Genomic DNA, 16783 nt, shown 5'->3' on the forward strand with positions numbered 1-16783 from the left:
ATATCAATAACTTAATTAAATAACTTCATTTTTATATCTTCTGTTATTAAAGATATATTAATTTTAAAAACCTCTTTAAAATTATTTGGAAAAGCAACTGCACTATACTCCTTTACAATAAAAGGTATGAAATTTTCATTCTTTGCTATCCCTATCAACATAACATTGTTTTCTTCTAGCATAGATTTATTTTCCATTAGCATTTTCACTGAATCTTCCACATATATCTCTTTAAAACCATCTATCATCAATATTCTTTCTATTACACTCATTATAATTACTTCATAAAACTCGTATTCTTTTGTACTCCTATTAAAACTCTTATAAATATATAAGGAGCTTGGTTGTACTACGCCTTTAGATAATATATACTCACTAGTTAGTTCCTTATTAATTTTTTTATGTGTAAAATAATCTGCCATATCATCTAAAGGAACTTCATCCTTTAAACTTAATATCTTAACTATTCGTTCTATAATTTTATCCTTTGGGAAGTAGGTTTCTTGACCTGTATAGCTAGACTTTTTAATAAACCATTCCTCTGGTATTAAGTTTTTTCTTTTCCATCTATATAATTGACCATAGGAAATACCCATTACTTCTAAAAGCTCTTTTTTGGATATTAAATTTTCCTTCATTCAATCACCTCTTCTATAGAGTAACAAAACATTGTTACGTTGTAAAGATATTTTTTAAATTTTTACAGTTAAATTTTGTTATCAAGATTTTCTTTTTAAGTTAGCTTAATTTCTTTTAATTAAAACACAAAAGGTAGTTAGACCCACTATTTCTAAGTCTAACTACCTTTTTACATTTATATATTTTATCTCTTAAGAAACTTCTTATTGCTTTAGTCTAGCAAATTTAACAAGTTACTTTTTAGGTTCTTCTCCATAAAATCCTTTGTATTCATCAGGTAATAATTCTGCTATGCTACCCATTATGTAATTCATGGCTCTATCATCATAGTCTTTTTTATCTTCTTCTCTCATTTTTGTAGGCATTTTTATTTGTTTACCTATTCTTATATGAACATCAGATTTAACAAATCTTTCTTGATTCATTACGCCTTCTTCGTTTATAGGCAACATTTTTTCTGTTCCCCATAATGCTAATGGAACAATAGGCACCTTTGCTAACTTAGCAATTAATAATATACCCCTTTTTCCTTCAATCATTTTTCCTTCTCTACTTCTTGTTCCCTCAGGAAAAATCATTATACTCTCGCCATTTTTAATTAAGTCTATTATTCTCTTTAATCCTTCTTTATCTGGTGAGTTAGGTTTAATAGATGTATTTTTATATATCTTAGTTCCTAACTTTGTAACAGGATCACTCTTTAACTTGGCTCCTGCAACAAAGGTTGGATTAATTTCCTTTATAGCAGCATTTACAATCATTACATCTGCATTACTTAAATGATTGCACACAAATAATGTAGGCTTTTGAATATCATTTAAGTTTTCCTTGCCCTCTATAGTAAGGTTAGCATACTTTTTCATTGTTCTATCTACAAATTTTTTTGAAATATAATTCTCTATAGAATCTGGTAAAATCTCTAGTATTTTTGCAATCTTTGGAGACATCATGCCTCCCACCCCCTCCACTTTTTAACTCTCTACTTTATAGAATATATATACTAAAAATAGATTTTCATTAGTATTAAAGAATATAGTTAATATTTTATTAACATATACTCTAATTTAAAATACACTCTTTAATAATTTTTTTCAATGCTTTTTACTATAATTTATGTTATAATCTCAATATTTTTTCAAAATACTCTTTTACATAGGTTGATTTTATATTATTTATATAATCCAAGTTAAGTCTCCCTTTATTATAGGCAGCTATCATTGAATTTCTTATTAATATATTTTTACCTCTCCATCCACATGAGGTACACTTATAGAGTTCCTTAAATTTTGCATTATCTAAATTTAATAATTCTTCAAGATTTACCTTATCCATATAATCTATGGATTCAAACTCTTTAATAATTTTATTATTAATATCTTTATTATAAGGGCATGATTCTTGACAACTATCACATCCAAATAACCTTCCATCCATTAACTTAATAAAAGGAAAATCTATCTCCTTTTTTTGAGTTATATATGAAAGACATATCTTAGAATTATTTAATATACCCTTTAAGTTTTTTTCCTTAATGTTTTTTATAGATTTAGTTGGACACGCTTTTATACATTCCCTACATTCCCCACATAAATTCTCCTTAGGCATATCTTCCTCTATTTCTAAGTCTGTTATTATCTCACCTAAAAATACATATGACCCATACTTTTCTGTAATAATCATATTGTTTTTCCCTATAAATCCCACCCCTGATTTCATAGCTATATATCTCTCTGGAAGAGGGTTACTATCTACAAAGCCAAGGGCCTTTCCTCCTAATGACTCTATATGCCTTATCACTTCATCTAAATACCTATGAACAACTCTATGATAATCAAGTGTCCTAGTATATCTTGAAAAATATATTTCATCTTTTTCTTTATTATTTTCTACATAATAAGGAAAGGCTATAGAAATTATAGTCTTTCCCTCTGGCATTAAAAGTAATGGATTTATTCTTTTCTCTATCTCTGATTCTTCAAATTCATTTATTAAACTTAGTTCTTCTTTAACTACTAAGAATTCTTTTAAATCATGAAATACTTCACACTTTAAGAAGCCAAAGGTATCTAAATCTATATCCCTTAACTTCTGTGATATGCTTTCTTTTATATTCATTATTTATAAACACCTATCTTCTGTAATTAATAAATGCATAATCATAGGGTTCTGCACTTATTTCTATGCTCTTAAATTCTCTTTTATCCTCTATTAACTTTTTAGGTAAGAAGATACTATATAACTCACTACTATATAAATTTTCTCTTTTCTCTTCTAAAATCACTTCGCCATCTACATATACCTTTAAGATACAACGTGGCATTGGTTTTTTTAGTCTTATTCTAAGTTCTAAATCATCATAGTATAAGTTATTTACATTAACTTTATTAGGTAATGAGTATAAAATTCCTTTTTTATTGTGAACCTCTATGTATTCCTCTAGATTTAATTCACCTTTTAAAAATTTACTAACTCCTCTACCTGATATGGTACTTTCTCTTGTTATATCATCAACATGGTCATAGGGATGAGTTATACTACCTGATGCAAAAACTCCTGGTATAGAACATTGCATAACCTCATCTATTATGGGTCCACCTGTTACTTTGTTTAACTCAACTCCTAGCTGTCTTAAGAATTCATTTTCTGGGTATAATCCTACAGATAAAATTAGAGTATCACATTTTATAGTTTTTTCTGTACCTTTTATTACATTTAGAGAGTCATCTACTTCTGCAACTACAACAGCCTCTACTCTATCATCGCCAACAATTTCCACTATTGTGTGCTTTAAGCTCAGTGGTATATTAAAATAATCTATACAGCCCTTAATATTAGCTTGTGTTGCTCTACAAAGTGACATAGGTTCAACTATAGAAACTACATTTCCCCCTTCTATAATCAATCTTTTAGCCACTATTAATGCAACATCTCCTGAGCCAAATATAACCACTTCTCTTCCTGGCATAACTCCTTGAACATTAACAAATCTTTGAACCATCCCTGCTGTAAAAACTCCTGCACACTTATTAGCGGATATGTGTGCACTTCCTCTTGGTTTTTCTTTGCAACCCATAGTAAAGACTATGCTTTTAGATCTTATTGTAGTTATGCCCTCTTCATTTACTAAAGTAGTTTCTTTATAGCCATCAAAGTTTTTCACTTCAATAACTGTTGTTTTAGTCCTATACTCTATTTTTCTTCTTTCAATTTCATCTATAAATCTTTGAGCATATTCTACTCCGGTCATATTCTCATTAAAAAATGTCTCTCCATAACCGGCATCAATACAACTATTTAAATTACCACCTAAATATTCTTCTTTTTCTAGGATTATAATATCATTTATACCTTCATTACTAATCTGTAAAGCTGATGCTAACCCAGCTATACCTCCACCAATAATTACTGCATCGTATAATTTCATAAAAATCCTCCATTATCCCTTTTTTAAAATTCAAATAAGTTCTTTATATCCTCTTCATTCATATCCCATAGATAGCCTTCATCCATATCATTCATAACACTATCTATTATGTGTTTTTTACTTTCTTGAAGCTTATAAATTTTCTCTTCTATTGTACCCTTAGAAATTAATTTAATTACTTCTACACTCTTTCTTTGACCTATTCTATGAGATCTATCTGTAGCTTGATCTTCTACAGCAGGATTCCACCATGGATCAAAATGTATAACAACATCTGCCCCTGTAAGATTTAGTCCTGTACCCCCAGCTTTTAAGGAAATTAAAAATACTGGAGTTTTATCTTCATTAAATTTATTTACTAAATACATTCTTTCTTCACTCTTAGTAGTACCATCTAAATAATAATACTCTATCCCCCTCTTTTTAAGAAGTTCTGATATACTAGCTAATACTCTAGTAAATTGAGAGAATATAAGTATTTTATGACCACCATTAAGCATTTCTTCTAAAAGTTCATCTAAAATCTCTAATTTTCCTGATCCATTATTATAGTTTTCTAAAATTATAGATGGATCACAACATATTTGTCTTAGTTTAGTTAAAAGTGCTAAAATCTTAAATTTACTTTTTGTAAATCCATTCTTACTTATCTCTTGTGTTATTTCTTCTTTATAAGATAAAGTATAAGCAGCATATACCTTCTTTTGCTCCTCTGTCATCTCTACCATTAACTTATGCTCGATTTTTGGAGGTAATTCAATAGCTACATCCTGTTTCAATCTTCTTAAAATAAATGGTCTTATACGACTGTTTAACTCCTCTAAAACATCTCTATCCTTTTGTTTTACAATAGGAGACTCATATTTTGAAGCAAACTTCTGTCTGTCAAGTAAATACCTTGGCATAATAAAATCAAATATGGACCACAACTCCATTAGTGAATTTTCTATAGGTGTACCAGTAAGTGCAAATTTACTTTTTGCATTAAGTTGTTTTACAGCTATAGATACTAAGGAATTATAATTTTTTATATTTTGTGCTTCATCTAAAAAACAGTATTTAAAATTTATCTCTTTGTATTTTTCTATATCATTTCTTATTAATCCATAGGAAGATATAACCACATCTACATTATTGCTTTGTAACTCTTCGATTTCACCTTCTCTATTATCCTTACTTCCTGAAATTATGCTAACATTCAAATGTGGTGCAAATTTCTCTATTTCATACTTCCAGTTATACACTAAAGATGTTGGACATACAACTAAGGAAATTCCCTGTTCTTCTCCCTCTTCTAAAGAGGTCATAAGAGAAATAGCCTGTAAAGTCTTACCAAGACCCATTTCATCAGCTAATATTCCTCCAAATCCATAGTGTGCAATAGTTTTAAGCCAGTTAAATCCTACCTTTTGATATGATCTTAAGATAGCTTCTAACCTAGAATCCACCTTGAAATCTATTGGTTCGTAATTGCCAATGTTATCACATAATTTTTCAACATACTCATTACTGTCATTTTCAAAGTACTCAGTATCACTTAGCTTTTTATTTAAATATAAAGCATTAAACTTAGATAACATTAAGCTATTTCCATCTATATCATCTACATCAACATCCAAATACTGAAGTATATTATATAACTCTTTTAAACTATCACTATTCAGATCTAAAAAACTACCATTTTTAAGTCTATAATATGATTTTCTTTCTTGTAAATTTTCTAATACTTCTTTAAGTTCTTCTTTTTCAACACCATCTATGTCAAAATCAAACTCTAGAAAATCTTGTACTATACTTAACTTAGAAGTTATACTTTGAGCTCTATTTATCTTTAATTTCTTAAAATCATCAGAGTAATATATATTTCCCTTATCTCGTAACTTTTCTACACCTTCTCTTAAGAAAAATAATATGTCCTCTGGTTCTCTTAAAACTAAATTAAAACCATATTCTTCAAATCCATAGGTCTTAAATATCTGCTCAATAGATTTTTCTAGCTTTATATCTCTTATAATAAGTTGTGAATTATAGTTTTCCTCTAAGGATTTCAATGGATTAAAAGTTATATTCCCATATTCGTATCTCAAGGAAGCTATAACATTGTTTCCTTCCCTATCTAAAAATATATTAGCATTAAGACTTTCATTATGAAAAATCTTAGATACTTTTTCATCTAGATATATCTCTTTACTTATGCTTTGAAGTAAGGGGATTACATAAGTTCCAACCTCTTTAAGGTCATCTTGTTTAAACTTAATTCCACCCTTTTCCCTAAGCATATTATAGAAATATTTATATAGTTCATTTTGTCTATCTGTGGTAATATATATTTTATTTTTAAAATAGAATATACCGCCCTCTGTTATAAGAGGCATAGCCATTTTTCCATTTTGTTCTATAAAAAATTCTTCATAGTCTTCATTCATTGTAAATTCTAAAGGTAATTCTTCTTGAACAACTTCAACATTAGAATACTCTTTACCGTAAATATTTAAATCAATTCTTTTCCCTATAAGATAATTAAATAATCTCTTTACATAATTAGAAGATAAGTAAGTTCTTTTTCCTTTAAATAGCTTTTGATAATTACCTTCTACATTACCATCTTCAGCCATAAACTCTCCAAAATCATACAACTCCGTTAAAAGCTGAATAACCTTATTATCATTACCTCTAAACTCACAGCTTTTACCATTATAATAAAACTGTTTGCCAAACTCCATAATGTCTTTATGCTTTACTACATTTAAAAAGTTTTTAGAGTTCTTTACTACATATAACTTATCTTCCCCTATTTTTAGCTCTATGCTACTTTTTTGCTCTGTTTTATTAACCTCAAAAAAGTATTTGACTTTTATATTTACTCTTCTTTTAAAATCATTTCCTAGATTTACTGAATGCTTTAACTTTTTCATAAAAAGATTTAATTTTTCTCTATGTATATCCAATTGAACCTTGGGTTTTTTATTTTTATTCTCCAAAGCATTCACCTCTACTAAGTTATTTTATCTATTATATTATAAGCTTAAATATTTTCATTATCAAACTTATTTACATTTCTTTCTTCGATATCAATAAATATACATAGTTTTTTTGAAGTTTATATATGAATTAATGTAAATTAACCCATAAAATCTACATATAAAAATAACACCTAAAATGTATTTTAAATACACTTAGGTGTTATTTGTATCTTAAGATTTTTTATTAGAATATCTGTTATAATAAATGAATGTTGTTTTTCTCACATTCCTCAATCATTTCATCATTCCATATAGAAGCCTGAACTTCCCCTATATGAGCTTTATCTAAGAAGTACATACATATTCTAGATTGACCTATTCCCCCTCCAATTGTATAAGGTAATTTGCCTTCTAGAAGTAATCTATGGAATTCTAAGTTTTTCTTTTCATGACTATTAGAAATAGTTAATTGCTTTTCTAAACTTTCTTCATCTACTCTAATACCCATAGATGACACTTCGAATGCTATTTCTAATAATGGATTCCAGAATAATATATCTCCATTTAATGTCCAATCATCATAGTCTGGTGCTCTTCCATCATGCTTCTCACCTGAAGTTAAAACCCCACCTATTTCCATTAAGAACACTGCCTTTTTTTCTTTACATATAGCATTTTCTCTTTCCTTAGCAGTAAGTCCTGGATACTTATCTTCTAATTCCTGAGTTGTAATAAAAAATATTTCCTCTGGTAATTTTCTTGTTAACGTACCATAATGACTACATATATATTCTTCAGTATCCTTAAATACTTTATAAATCGATTGAACTATCTCTCTTAATGTTGCTTTGTTCCTCATAGACTTCTCTATTACTTTTTCCCAGTCCCATTGGTCAACATATATAGAGTGTAAGTTATCTAAGTCCTCATCACGTCTAATAGCGTTCATATCTGTGTATAGTCCTTCTCCTAAATTAAAGGAGTATCTATATAAAGCTAATCTCTTCCACTTAGCTAAAGAATGTACTATTTCTATATTGGATCCTTTTATAGCCTTCATATCAAAAGCAACTGGTCTTTCAGTTCCATTTAAATTGTCATTTATTCCACTTTCATTCTTAACGAATAATGGTGCAGAAACTCTTGTTAAATTCAAATTTTCTGCTAATGCTCTCTCAAAAAAGTCTTTTAATTTTTTTATTGCTATCTCTGTCTCTTTAATATCCAAATCTGACTTATAACCAGTTGGAACTTTCAATGTACATTGTTCTAAAGTCACAATATTACCCTCCCTATTTAGTAAAATTATTCTTATTATACTCCTACATTGCAAGTTTCGCTATCTTTTTTTGCATTTTTATAAATTTTTTCGTATAAAATTAAAGTTTAAGCATATAATTTTGCAGCAAATATATTTATAACTTGTGCTTTAATATATTTTAATTACTTGCATAGATATATTGTGCAATTTACTTTTAACCAATTCTTAAAGATAAGAATTGATAAATATTATTTATTAAGTAGATATGTTTCAATTAAAAATACTCATCATATTTGTATTTATTTCTAACTATTACATACCTCTCAGCTATCTTATAAGCTATAGAAAAGCAATTAAAACTTATATAATTTAAATATGTAGAATTTATGAATTATCTATTTATATTCTATATGTAAATTTATTCAGTAATGAAAAGCAAATTTGATTATTTTAAAAATTATTTTTGAGTTTTTATGAATTATACAACTAAAATAGGTTATTGAAATTATTGAAATGAAATTTAGTAATTAGATAAAACTTTAGACTTTTTCTAGTGAATTAATTTAAATTTGGACAAATAAAAATAACTAAGTTCATATTAAATACAAACTCAGTTACTATAAAATGCTGTTTCAATTTTTTAAATAAAACTGGCAGGGGCAACAGGACTCGAACCCGTAACCAATGGTTTTGGAGACCACTACTCTACCAATTGAGCTATACCCCTAAGTACATTTAGAATTATACCAACATTTTAGCATAAAAGCAATATATAATTCATAAAATTTTCAAATAATAAGCTATAAGAAAAGAGTACCTACTAATGGTAGATACTCTTATATACTCTAAACTTTATAAACTCAAATTATTGAACTTTAAATCCTGCATTCTTAATCTTATCAAGTATTTCATCATAGTTGTTGCTTTTTAATCTTACAACTATTTCTTTGACTTCTGTTAAGCTCTTAGGATCTATTACTACAAAGCTAATTATATCGCCATTATTCTCAGTAATTATCTTTGATAACTTTGATATTTGCCCTGGAATATCGTAAGCAATAACTGAAATACGTCTACCATTATTTAATCCAAATAATTCTGTAAATTGCTTAAATACTGCATTATGAGTAACAATACCTTTAAATGACTTTCTACTGTCTATTACAGCTACAAAAGCAGTATTTTTAGTTGCTAAAAAGTGTGCCGCTTCTTCAACATTTTCCATTGGATCAATAACTGGTACATCTACTCTCATAACATTCTCTACTAAAAATTCTTCTAAGAGACTCTTTTTATCTAAAGATTTTTCAAAGTAGAAAGTATAAATTCTTTCCTTGGATATTGTTCCGTAAAACTTATCGCCTTCTGCTACCGGAATAGATAAAAACTTATTTTCTTCGATTAAATCTAAAGCTCTCTTTACAGTTTCTTTTGGAGATACTGTTACAAGTTTTTCTGCCCCTAACATTAAGTTACTTACAAACATAATAAACCCCCCTATTTCAATATAAATATATATACTAATTATACCTTATTTTTTTATACATGTATAACAGTTTTATTTATTTAACAATTGATTTTTTTAATATAACTAATAAAATTCCCTATATAAAGTATTAAACTCGTAAAAAAATGTTACTATTTTTTTATTTTTTATTCTATTATTATGTGTGAGTATATGTTTTTATTCTGTTTTAGGATAAAATATATATGAGGTGAAATAGATGGAATTGATTTTAAATAGTGTTGAAGAAACACTTAATATAGGAAAACAGCTTGGATCCTTATGTAATAAGGGCGATATAATTTGTCTAGTTGGTGACCTTGGAACCGGTAAAACACATATTAGCAAAGGCTTTGCTGAAGGTCTTAATATAACTGATCATGTAACTAGTCCTACATTTACAATAGTTAATGAATATGATGGAAGACTTAAATTTTATCATTTTGATGTTTATCGCGTAGATGATCCTGATGAAATAGCCGCTATAGGCTTTGATGAATACATTTTTGGTGATGGTGTTTCTGTTATAGAGTGGGCAAATTACATAGAAGAACTAATTCCTAAGGAATCCTTATGGATTAAAGTTGAAAAAAGTTCTAATGTCAACTTAAACGAAAGAAAGCTTACTTTTGAATATACAGATAAGAGATATGACTACATAAAGGAGTTAAAGATATGAAAGTTTTAAGCATAGATTCAGCTACTGAAGTAGCTACTTGTGCAATTCTAGATGATGATAAACTTATTGGCGAAATATGTCTAAATTATAAAAAGCAACATTCTGTGCTATTAATGCCTATGATTGATGAGCTTTTACAAAAAACCGATAATACTATTAATGATATAGATGGTTTTGTTGTTTCTAAAGGTCCTGGTTCCTTTACTGGTCTTAGAATCGGTATGGCAACAATAAAAGGACTATGTCATGGAAGTAATAAATCCTTTGTCAGTGTAAGTACCTTAGATGCCTTAGCATTTAGTTTAGCTTATACTGAGGGTGTTATTTGTCCTGTTTTAGATGCTTTAAGAGGAAATGTATATACAGCTCTTTATAAATTTGAAAATGAAGAATTAGTAAGGCTTAGTGATTACGATAATTTATCCTTTGATGAGTTATTAGATACTCTTAAAGAAAGAAATGAAAAAATCACTTTTATTGGTGATGCAACTTATAAATTCAAAGAAAAAATACAGACTTCCTCTACTAAATTCTTTATTGCTCCTGCAAGTCTTAACTTAGTTAAGGCTTCATGCCTTGGTGAACTTGGTATGAAAAAACTACTTAAAGGCGAAAAAGAAGAATTATTCTCTTCTGCTCCAATATACCTAAGAAAATCGCAAGCAGAAAGAGAATATGAAGAAAGAACAGGAAAATCAGCTACATAATATGAGTAACTCAGATATAATATTATGTAAAATGCAATCTAAACATGTAGATGCTGTTTACGAAATAAGTAAAAAAAGCTTAAAAGAAGCTTGGGATAAAAACTCTATAAATGCTGAATTAAATAACCCTCTTGCTAGCTACTTAGTTGCTATAAAAAATGATGTAGTTCTAGGTTTTGTTGGTATTTGGATAATTGCAGGGGAAGGAAATATAACAAATGTAGCGGTGGACCCTACATTTAGGGGCTTAGGTATTGGAAAGTTACTTATGCAATCAATTTTAGAGAATTGCATAAATGAAAATGTGGATTCTATAACTCTTGAAGTTAGAAAATCAAATTTAATAGCACAAAACCTTTATGAATCATTAGGTTTTAAAAACGAAGGTGTAAGAAAAAAGTTTTATCCTGATAAGGAAGATGCAATAATAATGTGGTATAGGAGATGTAACTTATAACTTATTTTATACATATAATGTATAAATATAGTATAAGGAGTTGATTTTTTTGAACCTTAAAAATCGAAAATCTCTTATATATAAAATACCCTTAATATTATTTTATGGCTTAGCTTTATTTTTATTACTTTGTACTCCTATTGGTTCATTAGAACTAAGTACTAGAAATATACTATTGGCTATAATATTTTTCTCACTATCCATAGCAATACTTATTACAGCTATACGAGAATTTATTTGTGAAAAATATAAGGGTGAAGGTGTTATGTACCTCATAGGTGGATTATTCACCTTAATAATAAGTATAATATGTGTTATGGCAATTTAATAAATAATAAAATAACCATGAATTTAAGAGTAAATTCTTAAATTCATGGTTTTTCTTTACTGAATATAATGTTTATATCTAATATAGTATTTAATAAGTTTTATGCTTCCTTACTATGCTATGGCATTACCCCTATTAACTTAATATATTAACTAAATCATTAACTACCTTTTCTTCACCTAATCTATCCATCATCTTAGATATTCTTTCGCCGTCTTCACCATTTTCTATATAGTAATTTAAGATTTTTTCTATAGATTCTATAACTTTATCTTCTTTGAATCTAATAGGTAAGCATGTTCCCATACTGTATCCTCTTCCGAATCTTCCACCTATAAAGATTTTTGCTCCTTGATCTTCCACTGTAAATCCACCTGGTCTACAAGCTCTCACACAGCATCCACAGTCTACACATTTCTCTCTATCTAAAATAACTTTTTTATTTTCAGTATCCAATGTTAAAGCCTTCTGTCTACATGATTTTATACACATTCCACAGCCAACACATTTATCATAATTAAATTTAGGAACAGTATATCCTAAAATTCCAATATCATTTAAGTTAGCTTTTATGCAGTTGTTTGCACAACCAACTATTCCAACTTTACATTTTGCATGAGTTTTTAATGTGAAAAATAACTTTTCATGTAATTCCCCAGCAAGTGCTTGTGTGTCAATATTACCATGTTGGCATATTGTACCTTTACATGCAACTATAGGTCTTAGTTTTTTACCAGTACCACCATGCTTTAGTCCAACATTCTTAGCATACTCTATAACATTTTCTACGTTTTCCCAGTTTATCCAAGGTACCTCTATACACATTCTACTTGTTATTCCCATATAACCTTTTCCGAACTTGTTAGCAACCTCTGATATGTGAGAAATCTCCTCTGTAGTAAAATTACCTGCTTTGCTTAAAAAACGAACACTAAAATGTTGTTTATCCTTTTGCATTAAAAAACCTAAAGACTTTAGTTCTGTAACTTGCTTTTGATTAAACATATGTTATTCTCCTTCGTAATTAATAATATGATTTAATTCCTCACTTATTATAATACTTTAAAGTTTTTTTGTTAATATTATAATCTATAGTATATTTTTATATACTTCATAAGTATTTGATTATATATTAATTACTAATTTTAATTGTTACTATTATCATGTAAAACTTGATCTATTACTATAACTAATGCCATAATAAATGGTTGATCCTCATTATCGTCTACATCTACCATATAAGTGTCTGAAAAAGAAAACATTTGCTTACTTATAGTAGCTACAGTATATCCATTCCTTTTTATAGAGAAATTGTAGTCAAACCAATCCCCTTCTAAAGTAAAATTCCCCATAACACTATCTATATTGAATTTAGGCTTAAAGAATGAAAACTCCTTTTGTACCTTAGCTGTCAGACCTTCCCCCCTATATAGTTCATATGCTGGCAAAAACTTAAATAACTTTTGTTCTATATAAATAAGTTCCTCACCGTACATATCACACAAGTATAACTTATTTCCTATGGAAAACATTTGACCTTTAACTTGAAATATATCTTGTCCAAATTCGCTTTTTATATAAAATGAATCCCTAAAAGTAAATAATTTTTGTTTAACTAAATACCTCATAACCTTCCCCCCTAAAAATTTCATATTACATTATATTACTATTATCCTATATATTTTCTAACTTTCTAGAATAATTTTATATAAAATACATATATTCTTTTTAATAATAATAACTTATCTATATATGTTTTTAAACATATATAGATAAGTTATTTAAATTTCATTCTTCTACTTTATTTTCTTCTATATACTCTTAATAAAGAACCTGCATTATAGAATAAATATAACCATTATTAGGAATATAGAATATTAATTAGAACTTATATAATATACTTAAACTACTAAAATATATATGTATTATAAAAGCACAGGTGATTAAATCATTACTTTAATCACCTGTGCTGTGCTATCATTAAATATTTTCTATTTTAATTACATCATATCCATATTCTTCAATAGCTGCCTTTAATTCTTCATCTGTAGAGCTACCTTCAACTAGAGCTGTTTTATTTTCTAAACTTACTTCTACCTTTGAAACTGTATCAAGTTCTTCTAATGCTTCTGTTACATGTTTTACACAGTGTCCACAACTCATACCTTCAATAAAAATCTTTTTCATATATATTCCACTCCTTTACTTAAGCAGTCTTTTAAGTTCTGCTCTAAACAAGTTATTATATTTAAACTACCTTTATAGGTTGTTTCACTAATTTTTAAATAAATCTTCCCAATTTCCTGGGTACATCTAATTTTTTAAAATTAACTTATTATCTGTTTTATATTTCTATTCACTTCTTTTTTTATGCTTTAAATCTCTTAAGTCTAAGGGCATTTGCTAAAACTGATACTGAACTAAAGCTCATAGCTAAGGCTGCTATCATAGGATTTAACAATGGTCCACCAAAGATATATAATACTCCCATGGCAACTGGAATACCTAAGGTATTATATCCAAAGGCCCATAATAAATTTTCCTTTATATTTTGTATAGTCTTTTTACTTAACTTAATAGCCGTTGCTACATCTACTAAATCACTTCTCATAAGTACTATATCCGCTGATTCTATAGCAACATCAGTTCCTGAGCCAATAGCAATACCTATATCTGCTTGAGCTAAGGCTGGTGCATCATTTATTCCATCCCCTACCATAGCAACCTTCACACCATCTTTTTGAAGTTTATTTACTTCCTTTGCTTTATCCTCTGGTAATACTTCTGCTAATACTATATCTATTCCAACCTGTTTTGCTATTGCCTCTGCTGTTCTTTTATTATCTCCAGTTATCATAGCAACCTTTATTCCCATATTGTGCAATCTTTCAATTGCTTCTTTACTGCTAGCCTTTACAGTATCAGCAACAGCTATTATTGCCACAATTTGATTATCTATAGCAATATACATAGGTGTCTTACCTTCTTCTGCTAAAACCTTAGACTTCTCTTCTAATTCTCCTAAATTAAGATCTTTTTCCTTCATTAGCTTTTTATTTCCTAAAGAAACCTCTTTATTATCAATCTTAGCTTCTATTCCATGTCCAGAAATAGCTTTAAAGTTACTTATATCATATAACTTAAGGTCCCTATTAATTGCTTGCTGTACTATTGCTTCTCCTAAAGGATGCTCAGAAGCTTTTTCAGCACTAGCCGCTATAGATAAAATATATTCTTCAGTAAATTGTCCATGAATTATTATATCTGTAAGTTTAGGTTTACCCTCTGTTATTGTTCCTGTTTTATCAAAAACTATTGTTTTAATTTTATATGCTGTTTCTAGAGCTTCTCCACTTTTTATAAGCACTCCATTTTCAGCACCCTTACCTGTACCAACCATTATTGCTGTTGGTGTTGCTAATCCTAATGCACAGGGACAAGCAATTACTAAAACTGAAATAAAAATAGTTAATGAAAACATTACTGATTTACCACCAAGGAAGTACCATCCTAAGCCTGAAAGAAGTGCTAAAGATATAACAACAGGCACAAAATATCCTGATATAATATCAGCCATCTTTGCAATAGGTGCTTTGGACCCTTGAGCATCTTCTACTAATTTTATTATTTGAGATAAGGCTGTATCTTTCCCTACCTTTGTAGCTTTATATTTTATAAAACCATTTTTATTTATACTTGCTCCAACTACATTGCTTCCTACATTTTTTTCAACTGGTAAGCTTTCCCCTGTTAGCATAGATTCATCAATAGATGTACTTCCCTCTACAACTACTCCATCCACCGCTAACTTTTCACCAGGTTTTGCTAGTACAACATCTCCAACCATAACTTCTTCTATTGGAATTATAACTTCTTTCCCATTTCTAATTACAGTTGCATTTTTAGGTTTAAGCCCCATAAGCTTTTTTATTGCCTCTGAAGTTTTCCCCTTAGTAACACTCTCTAAATATTTTCCTAATGTTATTAAGGTTAAAATAACTGCTGCTGATTCAAAATATAACTGATGAACATAATGTTGGTTATTTTGCGCTATTTGATAAGCAGCAAAAATTCCATATAAAAATGCAGCAGAGGTTCCTATTGCAATTAAGGAGTCCATATTAGGATTACCTTTAACTAAAGTCTTAAATCCAACTAAGAAAAACTTATAACCTATAGCTAAAACCGGAACTACTAAAGCCACTTGAAGCAAAGCAAAGTTCAAAGGATTTACATCTGGATTTATGAAACTTGGTAGTTTTAATCCTACCATTGGCCCCATTGCTATTATAAGTAGTGGCACTGCAAATATAGCAGAAAATATAAATCTATTCCATAAGGCCTTTCTTTCCTTCTCCTTAGAGTCCTTATCTGTATCCTGAACTTTTACTTCTTTTTCCTTAGCTACCTTGTATCCTGCCTTAACTATAGCATTCACAATTTCTCCTTCATTAGTTAAGGAGTCATCAAATTCTATATTTAACTTTTCAGAAGCGTAATTAACGCTTGCTTCCTTTGTTCCCTTCAACTTTTTTACAGACCTTTCCACTGCCTTTGCACAGGCTGCACAGGTCATTCCTTCTATTTTAAAACTCTCATTTTTTATATCTTCATTTACTATTTTATATCCGGCTTTATCCACAGCCTTCTCTAAATCTTCAAAAGTAACCTTTGTATCATCATAGTCTATTGTAAGTTTTTCTGTTGTATAATTAACCGTAGCTTCACTTACACCATCTATCTTTTTACTTACTCTTTCTACTGCCTTTGCACACGCTGCACAAGTCATTCCTTCTATTTTAAAATCCTTATGTGTCATTT

15 protein-coding genes and 1 tRNA gene are annotated in these 16783 nt (G+C 28.6%); 3 read left to right on the forward strand and 13 right to left on the reverse strand.

Going from position 1 to position 16783, the window contains the following annotated elements; genetic code table 11:
- Window positions 1–11 precede the first annotated feature (11 nt).
- The 8 genes from BUA48_RS07150 to BUA48_RS07185 all read right to left on the reverse strand — a co-directional run bounded on the left by BUA48_RS07150 (window position 12) and on the right by BUA48_RS07185 (window position 9773).
- A complete protein-coding gene (locus BUA48_RS07150; RefSeq protein ID WP_072831372.1) occupies window positions 12–638 on the reverse strand; it encodes a DUF4004 family protein in 627 nt (208 codons plus the stop codon).
- A gap of 234 nt (window positions 639–872) precedes the next feature.
- Entirely contained in the window at window positions 873–1589 is a 717-nt protein-coding gene (locus tag BUA48_RS07155; RefSeq protein ID WP_072831373.1) for a lysophospholipid acyltransferase family protein, read from the reverse strand.
- 166 nt (window positions 1590–1755) lie between these two features.
- On the reverse strand, window positions 1756–2754 hold the full coding sequence (queG, locus tag BUA48_RS07160) for a tRNA epoxyqueuosine(34) reductase QueG (RefSeq protein ID WP_072831374.1): 999 nt from the start codon (window positions 2752–2754) through the stop codon (window positions 1756–1758).
- A 13-nt stretch (window positions 2755–2767) separates the two neighbouring features.
- A complete protein-coding gene (locus tag BUA48_RS07165; RefSeq protein WP_072831375.1) occupies window positions 2768–4063 on the reverse strand; it encodes an NAD(P)/FAD-dependent oxidoreductase in 1296 nt (431 codons plus the stop codon).
- 23 nt (window positions 4064–4086) lie between these two features.
- A complete protein-coding gene (locus BUA48_RS07170) occupies window positions 4087–7044 on the reverse strand; it encodes a DEAD/DEAH box helicase (RefSeq protein WP_084666149.1) in 2958 nt (985 codons plus the stop codon).
- A 238-nt stretch (window positions 7045–7282) separates the two neighbouring features.
- The gene (asnA, locus tag BUA48_RS07175) at window positions 7283–8305 is read right to left on the reverse strand and encodes an aspartate--ammonia ligase (protein WP_072831376.1); all 1023 of its coding nucleotides are present in this window, start codon (window positions 8303–8305) and stop codon (window positions 7283–7285) included.
- Window positions 8306–8938: 633 nt separating this feature from the next.
- Window positions 8939–9014: transfer RNA gene (locus BUA48_RS07180), tRNA-Trp, on the reverse strand.
- A 138-nt stretch (window positions 9015–9152) separates the two neighbouring features.
- Entirely contained in the window at window positions 9153–9773 is a 621-nt protein-coding gene (locus BUA48_RS07185) for a CBS domain-containing protein (protein WP_072831377.1), read from the reverse strand.
- 238 nt (window positions 9774–10011) lie between these two features.
- On the opposite strand from BUA48_RS07185, the gene tsaE reads away from it, so the two are divergent.
- From tsaE to rimI, 3 genes are read left to right on the forward strand one after another with little or no spacing between them, the layout of a single operon-like run.
- Window positions 10012–10470, forward strand: a complete 459-nt coding sequence (gene tsaE / locus BUA48_RS07190) for a tRNA (adenosine(37)-N6)-threonylcarbamoyltransferase complex ATPase subunit type 1 TsaE (RefSeq protein ID WP_072831378.1) — start codon at window positions 10012–10014, stop codon at window positions 10468–10470.
- Window positions 10467–11177 carry a tRNA (adenosine(37)-N6)-threonylcarbamoyltransferase complex dimerization subunit type 1 TsaB gene (tsaB, locus tag BUA48_RS07195; RefSeq protein ID WP_072831379.1) on the forward strand — a complete coding sequence of 237 codons (711 nt, stop codon included), beginning with the start codon at window positions 10467–10469 and terminating at the stop codon, window positions 11175–11177. The genes tsaE and tsaB overlap by 4 nt, the downstream gene beginning before the upstream one ends.
- The gene (rimI, locus tag BUA48_RS07200) at window positions 11146–11634 is read left to right on the forward strand and encodes a ribosomal protein S18-alanine N-acetyltransferase (RefSeq protein WP_341465243.1); all 489 of its coding nucleotides are present in this window, start codon (window positions 11146–11148) and stop codon (window positions 11632–11634) included. Before tsaB ends, rimI begins: the two co-directional genes overlap by 32 nt.
- Before the next feature lie 102 nt (window positions 11635–11736).
- On the opposite strand, the gene BUA48_RS15555 is transcribed toward rimI, so the two are convergent.
- The 5 genes from BUA48_RS15555 to BUA48_RS07225 form a co-directional block, all read right to left on the reverse strand.
- Window positions 11737–11910 (reverse strand): hypothetical protein, encoded by a 174-nt coding sequence (locus BUA48_RS15555; RefSeq protein WP_178138956.1) that lies wholly within the window; start codon window positions 11908–11910, stop codon window positions 11737–11739.
- A 187-nt stretch (window positions 11911–12097) separates the two neighbouring features.
- The gene (locus BUA48_RS07210) at window positions 12098–12967 is read right to left on the reverse strand and encodes a 4Fe-4S binding protein (RefSeq protein ID WP_072831381.1); all 870 of its coding nucleotides are present in this window, start codon (window positions 12965–12967) and stop codon (window positions 12098–12100) included.
- 140 nt (window positions 12968–13107) lie between these two features.
- A complete protein-coding gene (locus BUA48_RS07215) occupies window positions 13108–13590 on the reverse strand; it encodes an LURP-one-related/scramblase family protein (protein ID WP_242944316.1) in 483 nt (160 codons plus the stop codon).
- Window positions 13591–13942: 352 nt separating this feature from the next.
- A complete protein-coding gene (locus BUA48_RS07220) occupies window positions 13943–14149 on the reverse strand; it encodes a heavy-metal-associated domain-containing protein (protein ID WP_072831383.1) in 207 nt (68 codons plus the stop codon).
- 181 nt (window positions 14150–14330) lie between these two features.
- Window positions 14331–16781: a heavy metal translocating P-type ATPase gene (locus BUA48_RS07225; RefSeq protein WP_072831384.1), complete on the reverse strand. Its 2451-nt coding sequence runs from the start codon at window positions 16779–16781 to the stop codon at window positions 14331–14333.
- Window positions 16782–16783: the final 2 nt, after the last annotated feature.

This window comes from Clostridium collagenovorans DSM 3089 (genome assembly GCF_900130005.1).
GTDB classification, from domain to species: Bacteria; Bacillota; Clostridia; order Clostridiales; family Clostridiaceae; genus Clostridium_D; species Clostridium_D collagenovorans.